Source organism: Cellulosimicrobium sp. JZ28, assembly GCF_015327065.1.
Taxonomy (GTDB): domain Bacteria; phylum Actinomycetota; class Actinomycetes; order Actinomycetales; family Cellulomonadaceae; genus Cellulosimicrobium; species Cellulosimicrobium funkei.
In genome coordinates this window covers 2,367,854-2,381,834 of record NZ_CP017660.1, presented here as the reverse complement: position 1 = coordinate 2,381,834, position 13,981 = coordinate 2,367,854, and the positions used below count along the sequence as shown (strand labels likewise).

The following is a 13,981-nucleotide window of genomic DNA, read 5'->3' as shown; positions in this document are numbered from 1 at the left end:
ACGACGCGCCGTCCGCGCGCCGTCCCGGTCGGCCCCGGCGGGGTCACGGCTTCGGGGGTGGGGGATGGGCTCGTCCACGGGCGCGCCGACGCACGCTGAGGTGCGCGCGGCGATCACGGCACGGACGCCGAAGAACTACATCACGTGGCTCACGCTCGCGTTCATGATCACGTCGTCGGTCGCGAGCCTGCGCGCCGCGCCGACCATGGCGGTCTACGGCCTCGCGGCCGTGTTCCTCTACGTGGTTCCGGCGCTCGTGTTCCTGCTCCCGACGTCGTTGGTGTCGGCCGAGCTCGCGTCGGGGTGGTCGGGCGGCGTGTACCGCTGGGTCGCGGACGGCGTGTCGAAGCCGCTCGGGTTCCTCGCGATCTGGTGCCAGTTCGCGATGACGATCTTCTACTACCCGAGCCTGCTCGGGTACGTCGCGAGCACGTTCGCCTACGTCATCAACCCGAGCCTCGCGAGCAACGGGCTCTACGTGGCGGTCGTCATCGTCGTGCTCTTCTGGACGGGCGTGTGGCTCTCCTCCCAGGGCACCAAGACGGTCGCGGGGCTGTCGAGCTGGGGCCTCGTCATCGGGACGCTCGTCCCGGCCGCGATCCTCGTCGTGCTCGGCGTCGTCTTCCTGGCCCAGGGCAACCCGTCGGCCGCGCCGATGGACGCGCAGCACCTGCTGCCGGCCTGGACCGGGCTCGCGTCGCTGGTGCTCATCGTCAACAACTTCCTGTCGTACGCGGGCATGGAGATGAACGCGGTGCACGTGACGAGCCTGCGCAGGCCGGCGACGGAGTTCCCGCGGTCGATGTTCCTCGCGATCGGGCTCGTCCTCGTGATCTTCATCCTTCCGGCCGTCGCGATCAGCTGGGTGATCCCGGCCGACCAGCTCAGCCTGACCGCCGGGGTGATGCAGGCGTTCGACGCGTTCTTCGCCAACTTCGGCGTGAGCTGGCTGACGCCGATCCTCGGCCTCATGCTCATCGCGGCGTCGCTCGGCGGCATGCTCACGTGGCTCGCCGGGCCGTCCAAGGGCCTGCTCACGGTCGCGCGCGAGGAGGGCTACCTCCCGCCGTTCCTGCAGCGGCTCAACAAGCACGGCGTGCAGCAGAACATCCTCGTCACGCAGGGCGTCATCACGACCGGCATCGCGCTCCTGTACGCCTTCATCCCCGACGTCTCGAGCGCCTACTGGATCCTGTCCGTCATCACGACGCAGGTGTACCTCGTCATGTACCTGCTGCTGTTCGTCGCGGCGGTGCGGCTGCGCCGTCGGGCACCCGACCACCCGCGCGGCTACCGCGCGCCCGCGCTGACGCTCCTGTGCGTCGTCGGGTTCTGCGCCTCGGTGGCCGCGATGATCATCGGGTTCGTGCCGCCCGCGCAGTTCTCCAGCGGGAACGTGGGCGTCTACGTGCTGATCGTCGGTGGCGGCCTCGGGATCATCGGCATCCTCGTCCCGGCGCTCTTCTACCTGCTGCGCAAGCCGTCCTGGAGGGACCCCGAGGCCGCGGCGCTCGCGGCGGCGGACGAGGCGGGGGAGGGCGACGCGGCATGACCACGACCCGTCCCTCCCACGTCCCCGAGCACGAGCCCGAGCCGGACTCGTCGAAGCGGTGGGTCACGTACACCGCCGCCGCGCTGCTCCTCGTCGCCCTCGGCGCCGTCATGCTGATCGTCTTCGACGACGTGCGGTCGAACCGCGACGCGCGCGAGGCCGAGCAGAAGGCGGCCGAGCTGCACGAGCAGTTCGCCGCGATCGGGATCACCGCCTTCAGCGAGGAGACGATCGCCGACGTCCTCGGCGACGACGGCGGCGGCTTCTGTGCCGACCCGGCCGCCCTCGTCGAGGCGACCGCCAACCTCGGCGCGGCGAACGGGGCCGCCGGCCCGGGCCTGCGGCCGTCCGTGCTCGACGAGCGCCGCCTCGCCGGCGACCGGCTCGTCATCGAGGTCTACTGCCCTGAGCAGCTCGCCGCGTTCGACGCGTACGTGGACTCGCTCGACCTCGACCCCGGCCGCACCACCGAGCAGGGCGGCGAGGGCACCGACGCCACCACCGGAACCACGACCGAGGAGGACGCGTGAGCCAGCCGAGCACCGGAGCACGACCCGACGCCACCGGTCACGTCGAGGAGGTGCGGGCCGCCGTGCAGGGCCTCCTGCCGCACGCGCTCGACGACCTGCGCACGCTCGTCGCCATCCCGTCCGTCGCCGACGAGCGCCTCTACCCCCGCGCCGAGTGCGAGCGCGCCGCGCGGTGGGTGGCCGACGCGTTCCGCGCGGAGGGGATCGACACGCGCCTGGAGGTCACGCCCGACGGGTCGCAGGTCGTCCTGGGCCACCGTCCCGGGCCCGACGGCGCGCCCACCGTCCTGCTCTACGCGCACTACGACGTCCAGCCGCCCCTCGACGACACGGCGTGGACCAGCCCGCCCTTCGAGCTCACCGAGCGCGACGGTCGCCTCTACGGGCGCGGCGCCGCGGACTGCAAGGGGAACGTCGTCACGCACCTCACCGCGCTGCGGGCCCTGCGCGCGCTCGGCGGCGACGACCTCCCCGTCGGGGTCCGGCTCGTCGTCGAGGGCTCCGAGGAGCAGGGGACGGGCGGTCTCGACCGGTGGGTCGAGGAGAACCCCGGGGCGCTCGCGGCCGACGCGATGCTCGTCCAGGACACCGGCAATGCCGAGCTCGGCCTCCCGACGCTCACCGTCACCCTGCGCGGCGCGGCGAACGTCGTCGTGCACGTCGAGGCGCTCGAGGGCGAGATCCACTCCGGCATGTTCGGCGGCGCCGCGCCCGACGCGCTCGCGGCTCTCGTCGCGATCCTCGCGAGCCTGCGCGACGAGCACGGCGACACGACCATCGACGGCGTGCCGCCCGCCGTCGCGCACGGCACGTGGGACGGGGTCGCGTACGACGAGGACCAGTTCCGCCGCGACGCGGGCGTGCTCGACGGCGTCGGGCTCGTCGGGACCGGCAGCGTCGCCGACCGGCTGTGGGCGCGGCCCGTCGTGACGATCCTCGGGATCGACGCGCCGAGCGTCGTCGGCTCGGCGGCCGCGATCCAGCCGCGCGCGTCCGCCCGGCTCAACCTGCGGGTGCCGCCCGGCGCGGACGCCCAGGACCTGCAGGACAAGCTCGTCGCACACCTCGAGGCCCACGCGCCCTGGGGGGTGCGCGTACGGGTCGAGCGCGACGCCGTCGGGCAGCCGTTCGCGGCCCGCACGAGCGGGCACGTGTTCGACACGCTCACGGGGGCGCTCGCGGACGCCTACGGGCGCGAGACGGTCACCGCGGGCCAGGGCGGCTCGATCCCGCTGTGCAACGTGCTCGCGGGCCAGTGCCCGGACGCGGAGATCGTGCTCCTCGGGGTCGAGGAGCCGGCGTGCCTCATCCACGCGCCGAACGAGTCGGTCGCGCCCAGCGAGATCGAGAACCTCGCGGTCGGCGAGGCGCTGTTCCTCGCGCGCCTCGGCGAGGGCTGACCCTGCGGGCTCACCGCACCGCGGGGGCCTCCTGGTCGAGCGCCCAGCGGTAGGCGGGGAGCGCGAGCAGCTCGGCGTGCGTCCCGCGCGCGACGACGCGTGCGGGGGCGCCGTCCGGCGCGTCGTCGGGGACGCCGAGCAGCAGCACCTCGTCGACCGCCTCGAGCGCGCTCAGCCGGTGCGTCGCGAGGACGACGCCGCGCCGGTCCTGCGCGGCGCGCGTCGTCGCGACGAGGTGCCGCACGAGCGCGTCGGCGCCGGCGGCGTCGAGGTGCTCCGCGGGCTCGTCGAGCAGCAGCAGCGGCGCGGGGGACAGGAGCGCGCGCGCCACGAGCAGACGGCGGCGCTCGCCGCCCGAGACCGTGGTGGCGTCGGGGCCGAGCAGCGTCTCCAGGCCGTCGGGCAGCGCGGCGAGCCACGGGTCGAGGCCGACGGCACGCAGAGCGGCCTCGGCCTCCTCGGTCGTGACGTCGCCGCGCGCGACGCGCAGGTTCTCCAGCACGGTCGTGTCGAACACGTGCCCGTCCTCCGCGACGAGCACGACGTGGTGCGCCACGTCCTCGCGCGCGAGGTCGGCCGTCGGGACGCCGTCGAGGAGCACCCGCCCCGCGACCTCCGGGACGAGCCCGGCGGCGGTCGCGAGCAGCGTCGTCTTGCCGACGCCCGACGGCCCGACGACGGCGACCGCACGGCCCGGAGCGAGCGCGAGATCCACGCCCTCGACGACGGTGCGTCCGGCGCCCGGCCAGCCGGCCGCGACGTCGTCGAGCACGAGGGACGCGCGCGGGTCGGGGGCGCGGCCCGCCTCGCCGGGGGCGGGGGTCGGCGCGCGACCGGCCGCGGGCGCCGGCCCGTCGAGGAGCCCGACCACGCGCGCGGCGGCCTGCCGCGAGCGGTGGAGCTGGACGGCGGCGGCGGGCAGCGTGTTCGCCGCCTCGAACACCGCGAGGGGCGTGAGGACGATGACGGACAGCTCGACGGGCGCGAGCGTGCCGGCGGTGACGGCCGGGATGCCGAGCAGGAGCGACGCGAGCACCGCGAGGCCGACGGCGAGCGCGGCGATCCCGGCCGCGACCCCGGCGGGGCGGGCGCCGTCGTCGGTCACGCGGGCCAGCGCCCGGTCGGTCGCGCGCAGGTCGTCGAGGCGCGTGCCGAGGCGCCCGGACACGGCGAGCGGCCCGGACTCCTCGAGGATCTCCAGCGTCGTGGCGGTCATCGCCGCGCGCGTCGTGGCGCCGCGCGCCTCGACCTCGCGCGCCGACCGGGCGGAGAGCCACGGTGCGACGACGGCAGCGAGCAGCAGGCACAGCGCGAGCGCGACCCCGGCCGCGGGCAGGAAGGCGCCCACGAGCACGACGGACCCCACCGACACGGCGAGCGCGACCCCGGCGGGCACGAACGCGCGCACGACCACGTCGCCGACCGCGTCGACGTCCGCGCCGACGCGCGCGAGCAGGTCACCGCGCCGCAGCCCGACGAGCGCGGCGGGCGAGCCCTGCGCGAGCGCGGTGTAGAGGTTGGCGCGCAGGGACGCCATGCCGCGCAGCGCGACGTCGTGCGACGCGAGCCGCTCCAGGTACCGGAAGACGCCGCGCGAGATGCCGAACGCGCGCACGCCGACGACCGCGACGGACAGCGTGAGGACCGGCGGCATCTGCGAGGCGCGCGCGATGAGCCACGCCGCGGCGGCCGCGAGGCCGACGGCGCTCCCGAGCGAGAGCGTGCCGAGCACGACCGCCCACACGACGCGGCGCCAGCGCACGTCGAGCAGCCCGACCGCCCGCCACAGCGGGTCGGCGGCGAGGCGGGCGCGAGGTCCGGTCACGGGACGCTCCCCTCGGGGGTCGTGGAGGTGGCGGCGCCGACCGCCAGGGCGGTGCCCTGGGGGTCGGCCGGGTCGGCGCCCGGGCTCGCCGGGGACGGCTCGAGCCGTGCGGAGCGGACCTCGACCACGTCGTCCGCCGCGCGCACGAGCGAGGCGCGGTGCGCGACCACGACGACGGTGCGCCCCTGGTCGCGGAACGCGCGCACGGCGTCGAGCACCACCTGCTCGCCGCGCGCGTCCAGGTGCGCAGTCGGCTCGTCGAGCACGACGAGCGGGACGCGCGCCGGGTCGCCGAGCAGCGCCGCGGCGAGCGCGACGCGCTGGCGCTGGCCGACGCTCAGCCCGACGCCGCCGCGCCCGACCTCGGTGTCCCAGCCCGCGGGCAGCAAGGCGAGCACCGTGTCGAGGCCGGCGGTGCGCGCCGCGCGGTCGAGGTCGGCGTCGGTGACGTCCAGGCCGCCGGCGACGACGTCGCGCAGCCGCCCCGGCGCGAGCACGGGGCGCTGGGGGAGCCACGCGACCTGGGGCCAGTACGTCTCGGGGTCGACGTCGGCCAGGTCGAGCCGGGCGCCGTCGGGCGCGGTGAGGGTCGCGGTGCCGCGGTCGGGCCGCACGAGGCCGAGCAGGACCATCGCCGTCGTCGTCTTTCCCGCGCCGCTCGGCCCGGTGAGGGCCACGACGCGGCCGCTCGAGGTCCCGAGCCGGAGCTCGAGGTCGAGGCCGGCGGGCGCGAGCACGTCGCGGTCCCCGGCCCGCACGCTCACGCCGCGCAGGGCGAGCGTCGTCCCGGCGAGCGCGGGCGCGGGCGCGGTGCCCGGCGCGGGCGCGTCCTCGTCGAGGACGGCGAACGCCTGCTCGGCCGCGGCGATGCCGTCGGTCGAGGCGTGGAAGTGCAGGCCGACCTGGCGCAGCGGGAGGTAGACCTCGGGGGCGAGCACGAGGACGGCGAGCGCAGGCTCGAGCTCCATGCCGCCGTGCACGAGGCGCAGGCCGACGCCCACGGCCACGACGGCCACGGACAGGGTCGTGAGGAGCTCGAGCACCATGCCGGAGAGGAACGCGACGCGCAGCGTGCCCATCGTGGCGCGGCGGTTGGCCTCGCCCAGCGCGCGCACGCGCCGCTCGGGGCCGCGCGCGCGACCGAACGCGAGGAGCGTCGGCAGGCCGGCGAGCAGGTCGAGCACCTGCGCGCCGAGCCGCTGCATGACGACGAGGCGCCGCTCCGACGTCCCCGCGGTGAGGCGCCCGACGAGCGTCATGAAGATCGGGACGAGGGGGATGGTCACGGCGATGATCACGGCCGAGACCCAGTCCAGGCCCAGCACGACGGCGAGCGTCGCGGGCGTGACGGTGGCGGCGAGCAGGAGCTGGGGCAGGTACCGCACCATGTAGGGCTCGAGCTGGTCGAGCCCGCGCGTCGCGAGCGTCGCGACCTCGGGGCCGCGCCCCGAGGCCAGCCACCGCGGGCCGAGCGCCACGGCGTGCGTGACGACCTGCTCGCGCAGCTCGGCGACGGTCCGCGTCGCGGCACGCAGCGCGAAGCGCTCCTGCGCCCACGAGGTGCCGGCGCGCGCGGCGACGACGGCGGCGAGCAGCCCGACCCGCGGCCCGAGGTCGGCCAGGTCGGCCGTCCCCTGGACGGCCGGCGCGAGGACCGACGCGAGGACGAGGGCCTGGGCGACGACCAGGGCCGCCGTGGCGAACCCGAGCACCGCCGTCAGGACGACGTACCCTCGCGCGGCCCGCGCGTGGCGCAGGAGCCGCGGGTCGAGCGGCTTCACGAGCCGGAGCCCCCGCCGTCGGTCAGGCCACGGCCGGTCGAGCCGCCCGAGGACGCCCCGCCGAACGCCGCCTCGCGGACCTTCTTGAGCGACAGGCCGGCGGGCGCGGGGATGTCCTTCGTCGACAGGCGGCGGCGGAACACCCAGTACGTCCACGACTGGTAGGCGATGACGAGCGGCGTGAGGATCACGGCGACCCACGTCATCACGGTGAGCGTGTAGTCGGTCGACGACGCGTTGTGCACCGTCAGCGAGTTCGCCGGGTCGACGGCGGGCATCACGTCGGGGTACATCGAGCCGAAGATCAGCACGACGGCGGCGACGATCGTCAGGGCCGACGCCGTGAACGCGCGCCCCTCGGAGCCCTTGCGGTTCGCGAGGAGCGTCGTCACGAGCCCGGCCGCGGCGAGCACGACGGCGGCCCACGTCCAGGGCACCGAGTACGCGACCTGGGCCCAGACGGCCCAGCCGCCGGCGAGCACGAGCGCGGCCACGCCGAAGACCGAGGCGTGCTGACGGGCGCGGGCGCGGATCTCGCCGTCGGTCTTGAGCGCGACGAAGACCGAGCCGTGCAGCAGGAACAGGCTCAGCGTGACGAGACCGCCGAGGAGCGCGAACGGCGACAGGAGCGAGAAGAAGCCGCCGACGAACTGGTGGTCGGCGTCGAGCTGCACGCCGCGCACGAGGTTGGCGAACGCGACGCCCCACAGCACGGCGGGGACCCACGACCCGACCTGGATCGCGACGTCGCAGCGGCGCGCCCAGCCCTCGTCGCGGATCTTGCCGCGGTACTCGAACGCGACGCCGCGCACGATGAGCGCGACGAGGATGAGCAGGAGCGGCAGGTAGAAGCCGGAGAAGAGCGTCGCGTACCACTCGGGGAAGGCGGCGAACGTCGCGCCGCCCGCGGTGAGCAGCCACACCTCGTTCCCGTCCCAGACGGGGCCGATGGTGTTGATGAGGACGCGGCGCTCCTTCTCGCGGTGCTCCTTGTCACCGCGCGGGAGGATCGACAGCAGCATGCCGACCCCGAAGTCGAAGCCCTCGAGCACGAGGTACCCGGTCCACAGGACCGCGATGAGCACGAACCAGACGACGGCGAGATCCACGGTGTCTCCTGAGTTTTCTGGGCGGGTTCAGGCGCGTCGCGTCAGTACGCGAAGGACAACGGACGGTCGGCGGACTCGGAGTCCTCGTCCGGCGGCTCCTGGGCCTCCGGGGACTCGTCGCGGACCGTGAGCGGGACGCCCTCGATCGCGTAGCGCCGCATGAGCGTGAACCAGACCGCGGCCAGCGCCCCGTAGACGAGCGTGAAGACGATCATCGAGGTCAGCACCACGCCGGGGCTCACCACGGTGGACACGCCGCGCTCGGTGAGCAGCCGGATCTGGTCGATGCCCGTCGGGTTCGGCGCGACGACCCAGGGCTGGCGGCCCATCTCCGTGAAGATCCAGCCGAACGAGTTCGCGAGGAACGGCATGGGGATGGCGATGAGGCCGACGCGCGCGAACCACTTGTTGTCCGTGACCCGGCCCTTGCGGGTGAGCCACAGCGCCATGAGCGCGAGGAGCACGGAGCCGGCGGCCATGCCGATCATGAGCCGGAAGGACCAGTAGGTCATCGCGAGGTTCGGCGTGTACGTGACGGGGTCGCCGGAGGCGGTGACGTCGCCGTAGCGCTCGGTCATCTGCTCCTGGACGTCCTCGACGCCGGGCAGGTAGCTCTCCGGCCCGGAGAAGTGGCCCGTGCCGAGGTAGGACGCGAGACCGGGGATCTCGATGAGGTGCCTGACGTTCTCGCACGAGTTCGACAGGTCGCCGATCGTGAGGATGGAGAACGCGGCGCCCTCCGAGCCCTGGCAGAGCGCCTCGGCCGACGACATCTTGCCGGGCTGCTGCTCGTACATGATCTTGCCCTGGATGTCGCCGGAGACGGCGACCCCGAGACCGCCGACGAGCATGGCGATGACGCCGAGCGTGACGGCCGGGCGGTAGACGTCGCGCGCGAGCTCGACGTTCTCGGCCTTGCGGGTGCGCACGAGGCGGACCATCCACCAAGCGGCGATGCCCGTGACGAACGTGCCCGCGGTGAGGAAGGTCGCCGTGATCTGGTGCGGGAACGCGGCCCAGAGGGTGTTGTTCGTGAGGACGGCGCCGATGTCGTTCATCTCGGCGCGCCCGGTCTCCGGGTTGAAGATCGCGCCGACCGGGTGCTGCATCCACGAGTTCGCGGCGAGGATGAAGAACGCGGAGAGGTTGGTCGCGATCGCGACGGCCCAGATGCACGCGAGGTGCACCTTCTTGTTGAGGCGGTCCCACCCGAAGATCCACAGGCCGAGGAACGTCGACTCGATGAAGAACGCGGCGAGCGCCTCCATGGCGAGCGGCGCGCCGAACACGTCGCCGACGAAGCGCGAGTACTCGCTCCAGTTCATGCCGAACTGGAACTCCTGCACGATGCCGGTCACGACGCCGAGCGCGAAGTTGATGAGCAGCAGCTTGCCGAAGAACTTCGTCAGGCGCAGCCAGCGCTCGTTGCCGGTGCGGACCCACGCCGTCTGCATGATCGCGACGAGCGGCGACAGGCCGATCGTCAGCGGGACGAAGATGAAGTGGTAGACGGTCGTGATGGCGAACTGCCACCGCGCCAGGGCTAGGGCATCCACGTGCGCTCCTCGGGGGGCCCGACCGGGTCGGGGAAGGGACAACGGCGTAGGGGAGTGTTGCCGGAGCCGGCGGCCGGACGACCGGTCGCCTCCTCCGACGGTAGTTCCAATCTGCCGCATCAGCAGGGCCGGAAATGACGAGGAGTACTGAAAACACGCCGCTTGTGACTATGTTCACAAGGTCCCGGGACGTTGGTCCCGACCCCCCGGGACCGGCGGCCCGGGGCGCGGTGCGTGTCGCCCGGGTTCGTCCGCACCCCTGTGCGATACTGGGCGGAGCCGGGCGGGCTCCGCATCGCTCACCCGGCGAGCACGAGATCGCGGCACCAGCGGACCGCGGCAGTCGGCGCGCCGACCGGGGCGAAGGGCCCGGTGGCAGGCGCCCGCGCCGCGCACGCGGACCGCGGCCGTGACCGACGACTTCCGTCGCCGGACGACGCGCTCCGGTGCGCTCGTCCCGAGCGACGACCGACCGCCCGACGGGCCGCACGGTGCGGGGCGGTCCCTGTGGCAGCAGGAGCACGACGCGTGACGCTCGACAGCACCTCCGACAGCACCCCCTCAGAGTCGACGGCGGACGCCGCCGCGGACCGGGCCGAGAGCCCGACGACCCCGGCGCGCAAGCCCGCCCGCCGCCGCGCGACGCGCAGCGCGGCACCGCCGCAGACGCCGCCGGCGGCGACGGCTGCCTCCGACGTCGCCGCGTCTGCGGCGGCCACCGCGGACGCGACCCCGGCGCCCGAGGCGCCCGTGACCGCACCCGTGGCCGAGGCCACGACCCCGCCCGCGCGCCGCTCGCGTCGCGCGACCCGCACCACGCCGTCCGTCGCCGCTCCGGCGGCCGACGCGGCTCCCGCTGCGTCCGCCCCGGCCGACGTCCCGGCAGACGCGAGCCCCGCGGCCGCCGACGCCGTGGCGGAGCCGCCGGCGGCAGAGCCCGCCCCGCGCGCCCGCGCGCCGCGCCGCGCCCAGGGCGGCGGCAAGAAGGCGAAGGCCCCGGCCGGCGACGCGCCGCTCGACGTCCTCTCCGAGTTCGGCCTCAGCGCACCGCCCGCCGCCGAGCAGGCCCCGGCCCCCACGGTGGCGCCCGACGCCGACGCCCTGCTGGGCGCGGCCGACGCGCCGCGCCGCGCGAAGCGCACCCGGGCGACGCGCACGACCGCGCAGGCTCCGGCCGTCGAGGCCGCGCCGGTCGCCGAGCCGGACGCCCCGGCCGCAGACACCGCGCCGTCCGGCGCGCCGACGACGGCCGAGCCCGTCGAGGCACCCGCTGCGAAGAAGCCCGCGCGCCGGTCGCGCCGCGCGACCTCCGCGGCAGCGGCCCCGACCGCCGAGACCGCGGCCCCGGCCGCCGAGCCGACGCCCGCCGAGGCAGAGGCGCCGGCGTCCGCGGAGCCCGCGAAGAAGCCGGCGCGCCGCTCGCGCCGCGCCACCTCGAAGCCCGCCGAGGCGGCACCGGAGGCGACCGCCGCGGCCGACAGCACGGCCGCGCCCGAGGCCCCGGCCGCTGCCGCGTCGTCGGCCCCGGCCGGCGGCCCGGCGTCGCCCGCCGCGACGGGAGCGGGGACCAGCACCCCGCGCCTCGCGACGACCGCCCTGCTCTTCCAGGCGCCCGACCCGGCTGCGGCGCCGCGCCGTCCGCGTCGCGCGCAGAGCCCGGCCGGGCCGCCGCGCCACGTCGAGCCCGCCGCCTCGGCACCCACGACGACGGAGCCGGTCGCCACGACGGAGCCGGTCGCGACGACGGAGCCGACGGCGACGCCCGAGCCCGCCACCGGGACCCGCGGCCGTCGCGGCCGGAGGGCCTCGGCGCCCGCGTCCCGCGCGGCCGAGTCGCGCACGACCGAGTCGCGCACGACCGAGTCGCAGACGGCTGAGCCGTCGACCCCCGTCGAGGAGCCCGCCGCCACCGAGCTCGTCCTCACGGGCGAGGACGCGGCCGCGGTCGAGGAGATCGAGGCCATCGAGTCCGAGCTCGTCGCCGAGGGCGTCGAGGTGCCCGAGGACGCGTTCGGGCCGGAGGACTTCGTCGAGCTCGACGAGGCGGAGGAGCCCGACGAGCAGCCTGCGACCGACGAGGCCGATGCCGACTCCGACGCCGACTCCGGCCCGCGCCGCCGCCGCCGTCGTGGTGGCCGCGGGCGTCGCGGTCGTCCGGACGGGGGACGTGACCAGGACCGCGAGCAGGAGCGCGACCAGGACGAGGACGACGCCTCGCCGTCGGCGCAGGACGACGAGCCGGTCGACGCGGCCGCGCCGGCCGACGCCGAGGAGAGCGACCACGAGCCCGGGGACGAGCAGGGCGAGGACGAGGCGGGCGGCAGCCGCCGCCGTCGCCGTCGTCGCCGCGGGAGCCGGGGCGAGGGCGAGACGACCACGACGCGCTCCCGCCCGCGCGAGCGCAGCCTGGCCGACGAGGTCACCGCGCTCAAGGGCTCCACGCGGCTCGAGGCGAAGCGCCAGCGCCGCCGCGAGGGCCGCGACGCGGGTCGTCGTCGCCAGATCATCACCGAGGCGGAGTTCCTCGCGCGCCGCGAGTCGGTCGAGCGGTCGATGGTCGTGCGCGAGCGCGGCGGCCGCACGCAGATCGCCGTGCTCGAGGACGGCGTGCTCGTCGAGCACTACGTCTCGCAGCAGTCGCAGGCGTCGATGGCGGGCAACGTGTACCTGGGCCGCGTCCAGAACGTGCTGCCCAGCATGGAGGCCGCGTTCATCGACGTCGGCAAGGGCCGCAACGCCGTCCTGTACGCGGGCGAGGTGAACTGGGACGCGGCCGGGCTCGAGGGCCAGCCGCGCCGCATCGAGCAGGCGCTCAAGTCGGGCGACTCCGTGCTCGTGCAGGTCACCAAGGACCCGATCGGGCACAAGGGCGCACGCCTCACGTCGCAGATCACGCTCGCGGGCCGCTACCTCGTGTTCGTCCCCGGCGGCGGCATGACCGGCATCAGCCGCAAGCTCCCCGACACCGAGCGCAACCGCCTGAAGAAGATCCTCAAGGAGGTCGTGCCCGACGGCGCGGGCGTCATCGTGCGCACCGCCGCCGAGGGTGCGAGCGAGGAGGAGCTGCGCGCCGACGTCGAGCGCCTGCGCGGCCAGTGGGAGGCCATCGAGAAGAAGTCGAAGACCGCGTCGGCGCCCGCCCTGCTCCAGGGCGAGCCGGACCTCGCGATCCGCGTCGTCCGCGACATCTTCAACGACGACTTCAGCTCGCTCGTCGTCGAGGGCGACGGGGCGTGGTCGGAGATCTCGACGTACGTCGAGGAGCTCGCGCCCGACCTGCGCGAGCGCGTCTCGAAGTGGACGGGCACGCAGGACGTCTTCACGGTGCACCGCGTCGACGAGCAGCTCGCCAAGGGCATGGACCGCAAGGTCTGGCTGCCCTCGGGCGGGTCGCTCGTCATCGACCGCACCGAGGCGATGACCGTCGTCGACGTCAACACCGGCAAGTTCACCGGCTCGGGCGGCACGCTCGAGGAGACGGTGACGCGCAACAACCTGGAGGCGGCCGAGGAGATCGTCCGCCAGCTCCGGCTGCGCGACATCGGCGGCATCATCGTCATCGACTTCATCGACATGGTGCTCGAGTCGAACCGCGACCTCGTGCTGCGCCGCCTCGTCGAGTGCCTGGGCCGGGACCGGACCAAGCACCAGGTCGCGGAGGTCACGTCGCTGGGCCTCGTCCAGATGACGCGCAAGCGCGTGGGCCAGGGCCTCGTCGAGGCGTTCAGCGAGACGTGCGAGCACTGCCACGGGCGCGGGTTCATCGTGCACACCGACCCGATCGAGAAGTCGGGCGGCAACCGCGGCGACCACGACCACGGCAACCACGGCAACGGCAACGGCAACGGGAACGCCGGGGGCAACGGGGGCGGCGCCGCCGCCGACGAGCCCGCCGAGGGCGGCCGCTCGCGGTCGCGCCGCAAGCGCGGTTCCGGCTCGGGCGCCTCGGCGCCGAAGGACACCGGGATCACCCTCCCGCAGCCCGCCGTCCCGGTCCTGCCGGAGGTCACGTCGGAGGCGCGGGCCGCGGTCAAGGCCACGCTCGCGACGATCGCGGCGGCCGCGGCGCACGCCCACGAGCACGACGGCGCCGAAGCACCGGCGGACGGCTCGGCGCCCACGGCGGGCGACGACAGCGGGTCGGAGCCCACCGAGAGCTGAGCGGTGCGGCAGGGGCGGGGGTCTGCGGACCCTCGCCCCTGCCGCGTCCCCGGGCCGTCTTCGTGCA

At 75.3% G+C, this 13,981-nt stretch carries 9 protein-coding genes; 5 read left to right on the top strand and 4 right to left on the bottom strand.

Annotation, left to right across the window (positions count from 1 at the left end):
• The first annotated feature begins 64 nt into the window (after nucleotides 1-64).
• The 3 genes from BJP59_RS10895 to BJP59_RS10885 are packed head-to-tail and all read left to right on the top strand — an operon-like array spanning nucleotide 65 to nucleotide 3,482.
• A complete protein-coding gene (locus BJP59_RS10895; protein WP_194520931.1) occupies nucleotides 65-1,552 on the top strand; it encodes an APC family permease in 1,488 nt (495 codons plus the stop codon).
• Entirely contained in the window at nucleotides 1,549-2,082 is a 534-nt protein-coding gene (locus tag BJP59_RS10890) for a hypothetical protein (protein ID WP_194520930.1), read from the top strand. The genes BJP59_RS10895 and BJP59_RS10890 overlap by 4 nt, the downstream gene beginning before the upstream one ends.
• Complete coding sequence (locus BJP59_RS10885) at nucleotides 2,079-3,482, top strand: dipeptidase (protein WP_194520929.1); 1,404 nt, start codon at nucleotides 2,079-2,081, stop codon at nucleotides 3,480-3,482. Before BJP59_RS10890 ends, BJP59_RS10885 begins: the two co-directional genes overlap by 4 nt.
• A gap of 10 nt (nucleotides 3,483-3,492) precedes the next feature.
• Here BJP59_RS10885 and cydC read toward each other — a convergent pair whose 3' ends face one another.
• Genes cydC through BJP59_RS10865 form a run of 4 tightly spaced genes read right to left on the bottom strand, consistent with a single transcriptional unit; the run spans nucleotide 3,493 to nucleotide 9,753 of the window.
• Nucleotides 3,493-5,307 (bottom strand): thiol reductant ABC exporter subunit CydC, encoded by a 1,815-nt coding sequence (gene cydC, locus BJP59_RS10880; protein WP_076405641.1) that lies wholly within the window; start codon nucleotides 5,305-5,307, stop codon nucleotides 3,493-3,495.
• On the bottom strand, nucleotides 5,304-7,088 hold the full coding sequence (gene cydD / locus BJP59_RS10875; protein WP_194520928.1) for a thiol reductant ABC exporter subunit CydD: 1,785 nt from the start codon (nucleotides 7,086-7,088) through the stop codon (nucleotides 5,304-5,306). Before cydD ends, cydC begins: the two co-directional genes overlap by 4 nt.
• Nucleotides 7,085-8,197 carry a cytochrome d ubiquinol oxidase subunit II gene (cydB, locus tag BJP59_RS10870; RefSeq protein ID WP_085387659.1) on the bottom strand — a complete coding sequence of 371 codons (1,113 nt, stop codon included), beginning with the start codon at nucleotides 8,195-8,197 and terminating at the stop codon, nucleotides 7,085-7,087. The genes cydD and cydB overlap by 4 nt, the downstream gene beginning before the upstream one ends.
• A 41-nt stretch (nucleotides 8,198-8,238) precedes the next feature.
• Nucleotides 8,239-9,753, bottom strand: a complete 1,515-nt coding sequence (locus tag BJP59_RS10865) for a cytochrome ubiquinol oxidase subunit I (protein WP_061266797.1) — start codon at nucleotides 9,751-9,753, stop codon at nucleotides 8,239-8,241.
• A 409-nt stretch (nucleotides 9,754-10,162) separates the two neighbouring features.
• Here BJP59_RS10865 and BJP59_RS20150 point away from each other — a divergent pair, with 409 nt between their 5' ends.
• Nucleotides 10,163-10,285, top strand: a complete 123-nt coding sequence (locus BJP59_RS20150; protein ID WP_255181389.1) for a hypothetical protein — start codon at nucleotides 10,163-10,165, stop codon at nucleotides 10,283-10,285.
• Complete coding sequence (locus tag BJP59_RS10860; RefSeq protein WP_194520927.1) at nucleotides 10,282-13,914, top strand: Rne/Rng family ribonuclease; 3,633 nt, start codon at nucleotides 10,282-10,284, stop codon at nucleotides 13,912-13,914. Before BJP59_RS20150 ends, BJP59_RS10860 begins: the two co-directional genes overlap by 4 nt.
• Nucleotides 13,915-13,981: the final 67 nt, after the last annotated feature.

Coding starts and splice junctions, on each gene's coding strand:
- BJP59_RS10895 (WP_194520931.1), top strand. CDS start 65: ATGGGCTCGTCCACGGGCGCGCCGACGCACGCTGAGGTGCGCGCGGCG.
- BJP59_RS10890 (WP_194520930.1), top strand. CDS start 1,549: ATGACCACGACCCGTCCCTCCCACGTCCCCGAGCACGAGCCCGAGCCG.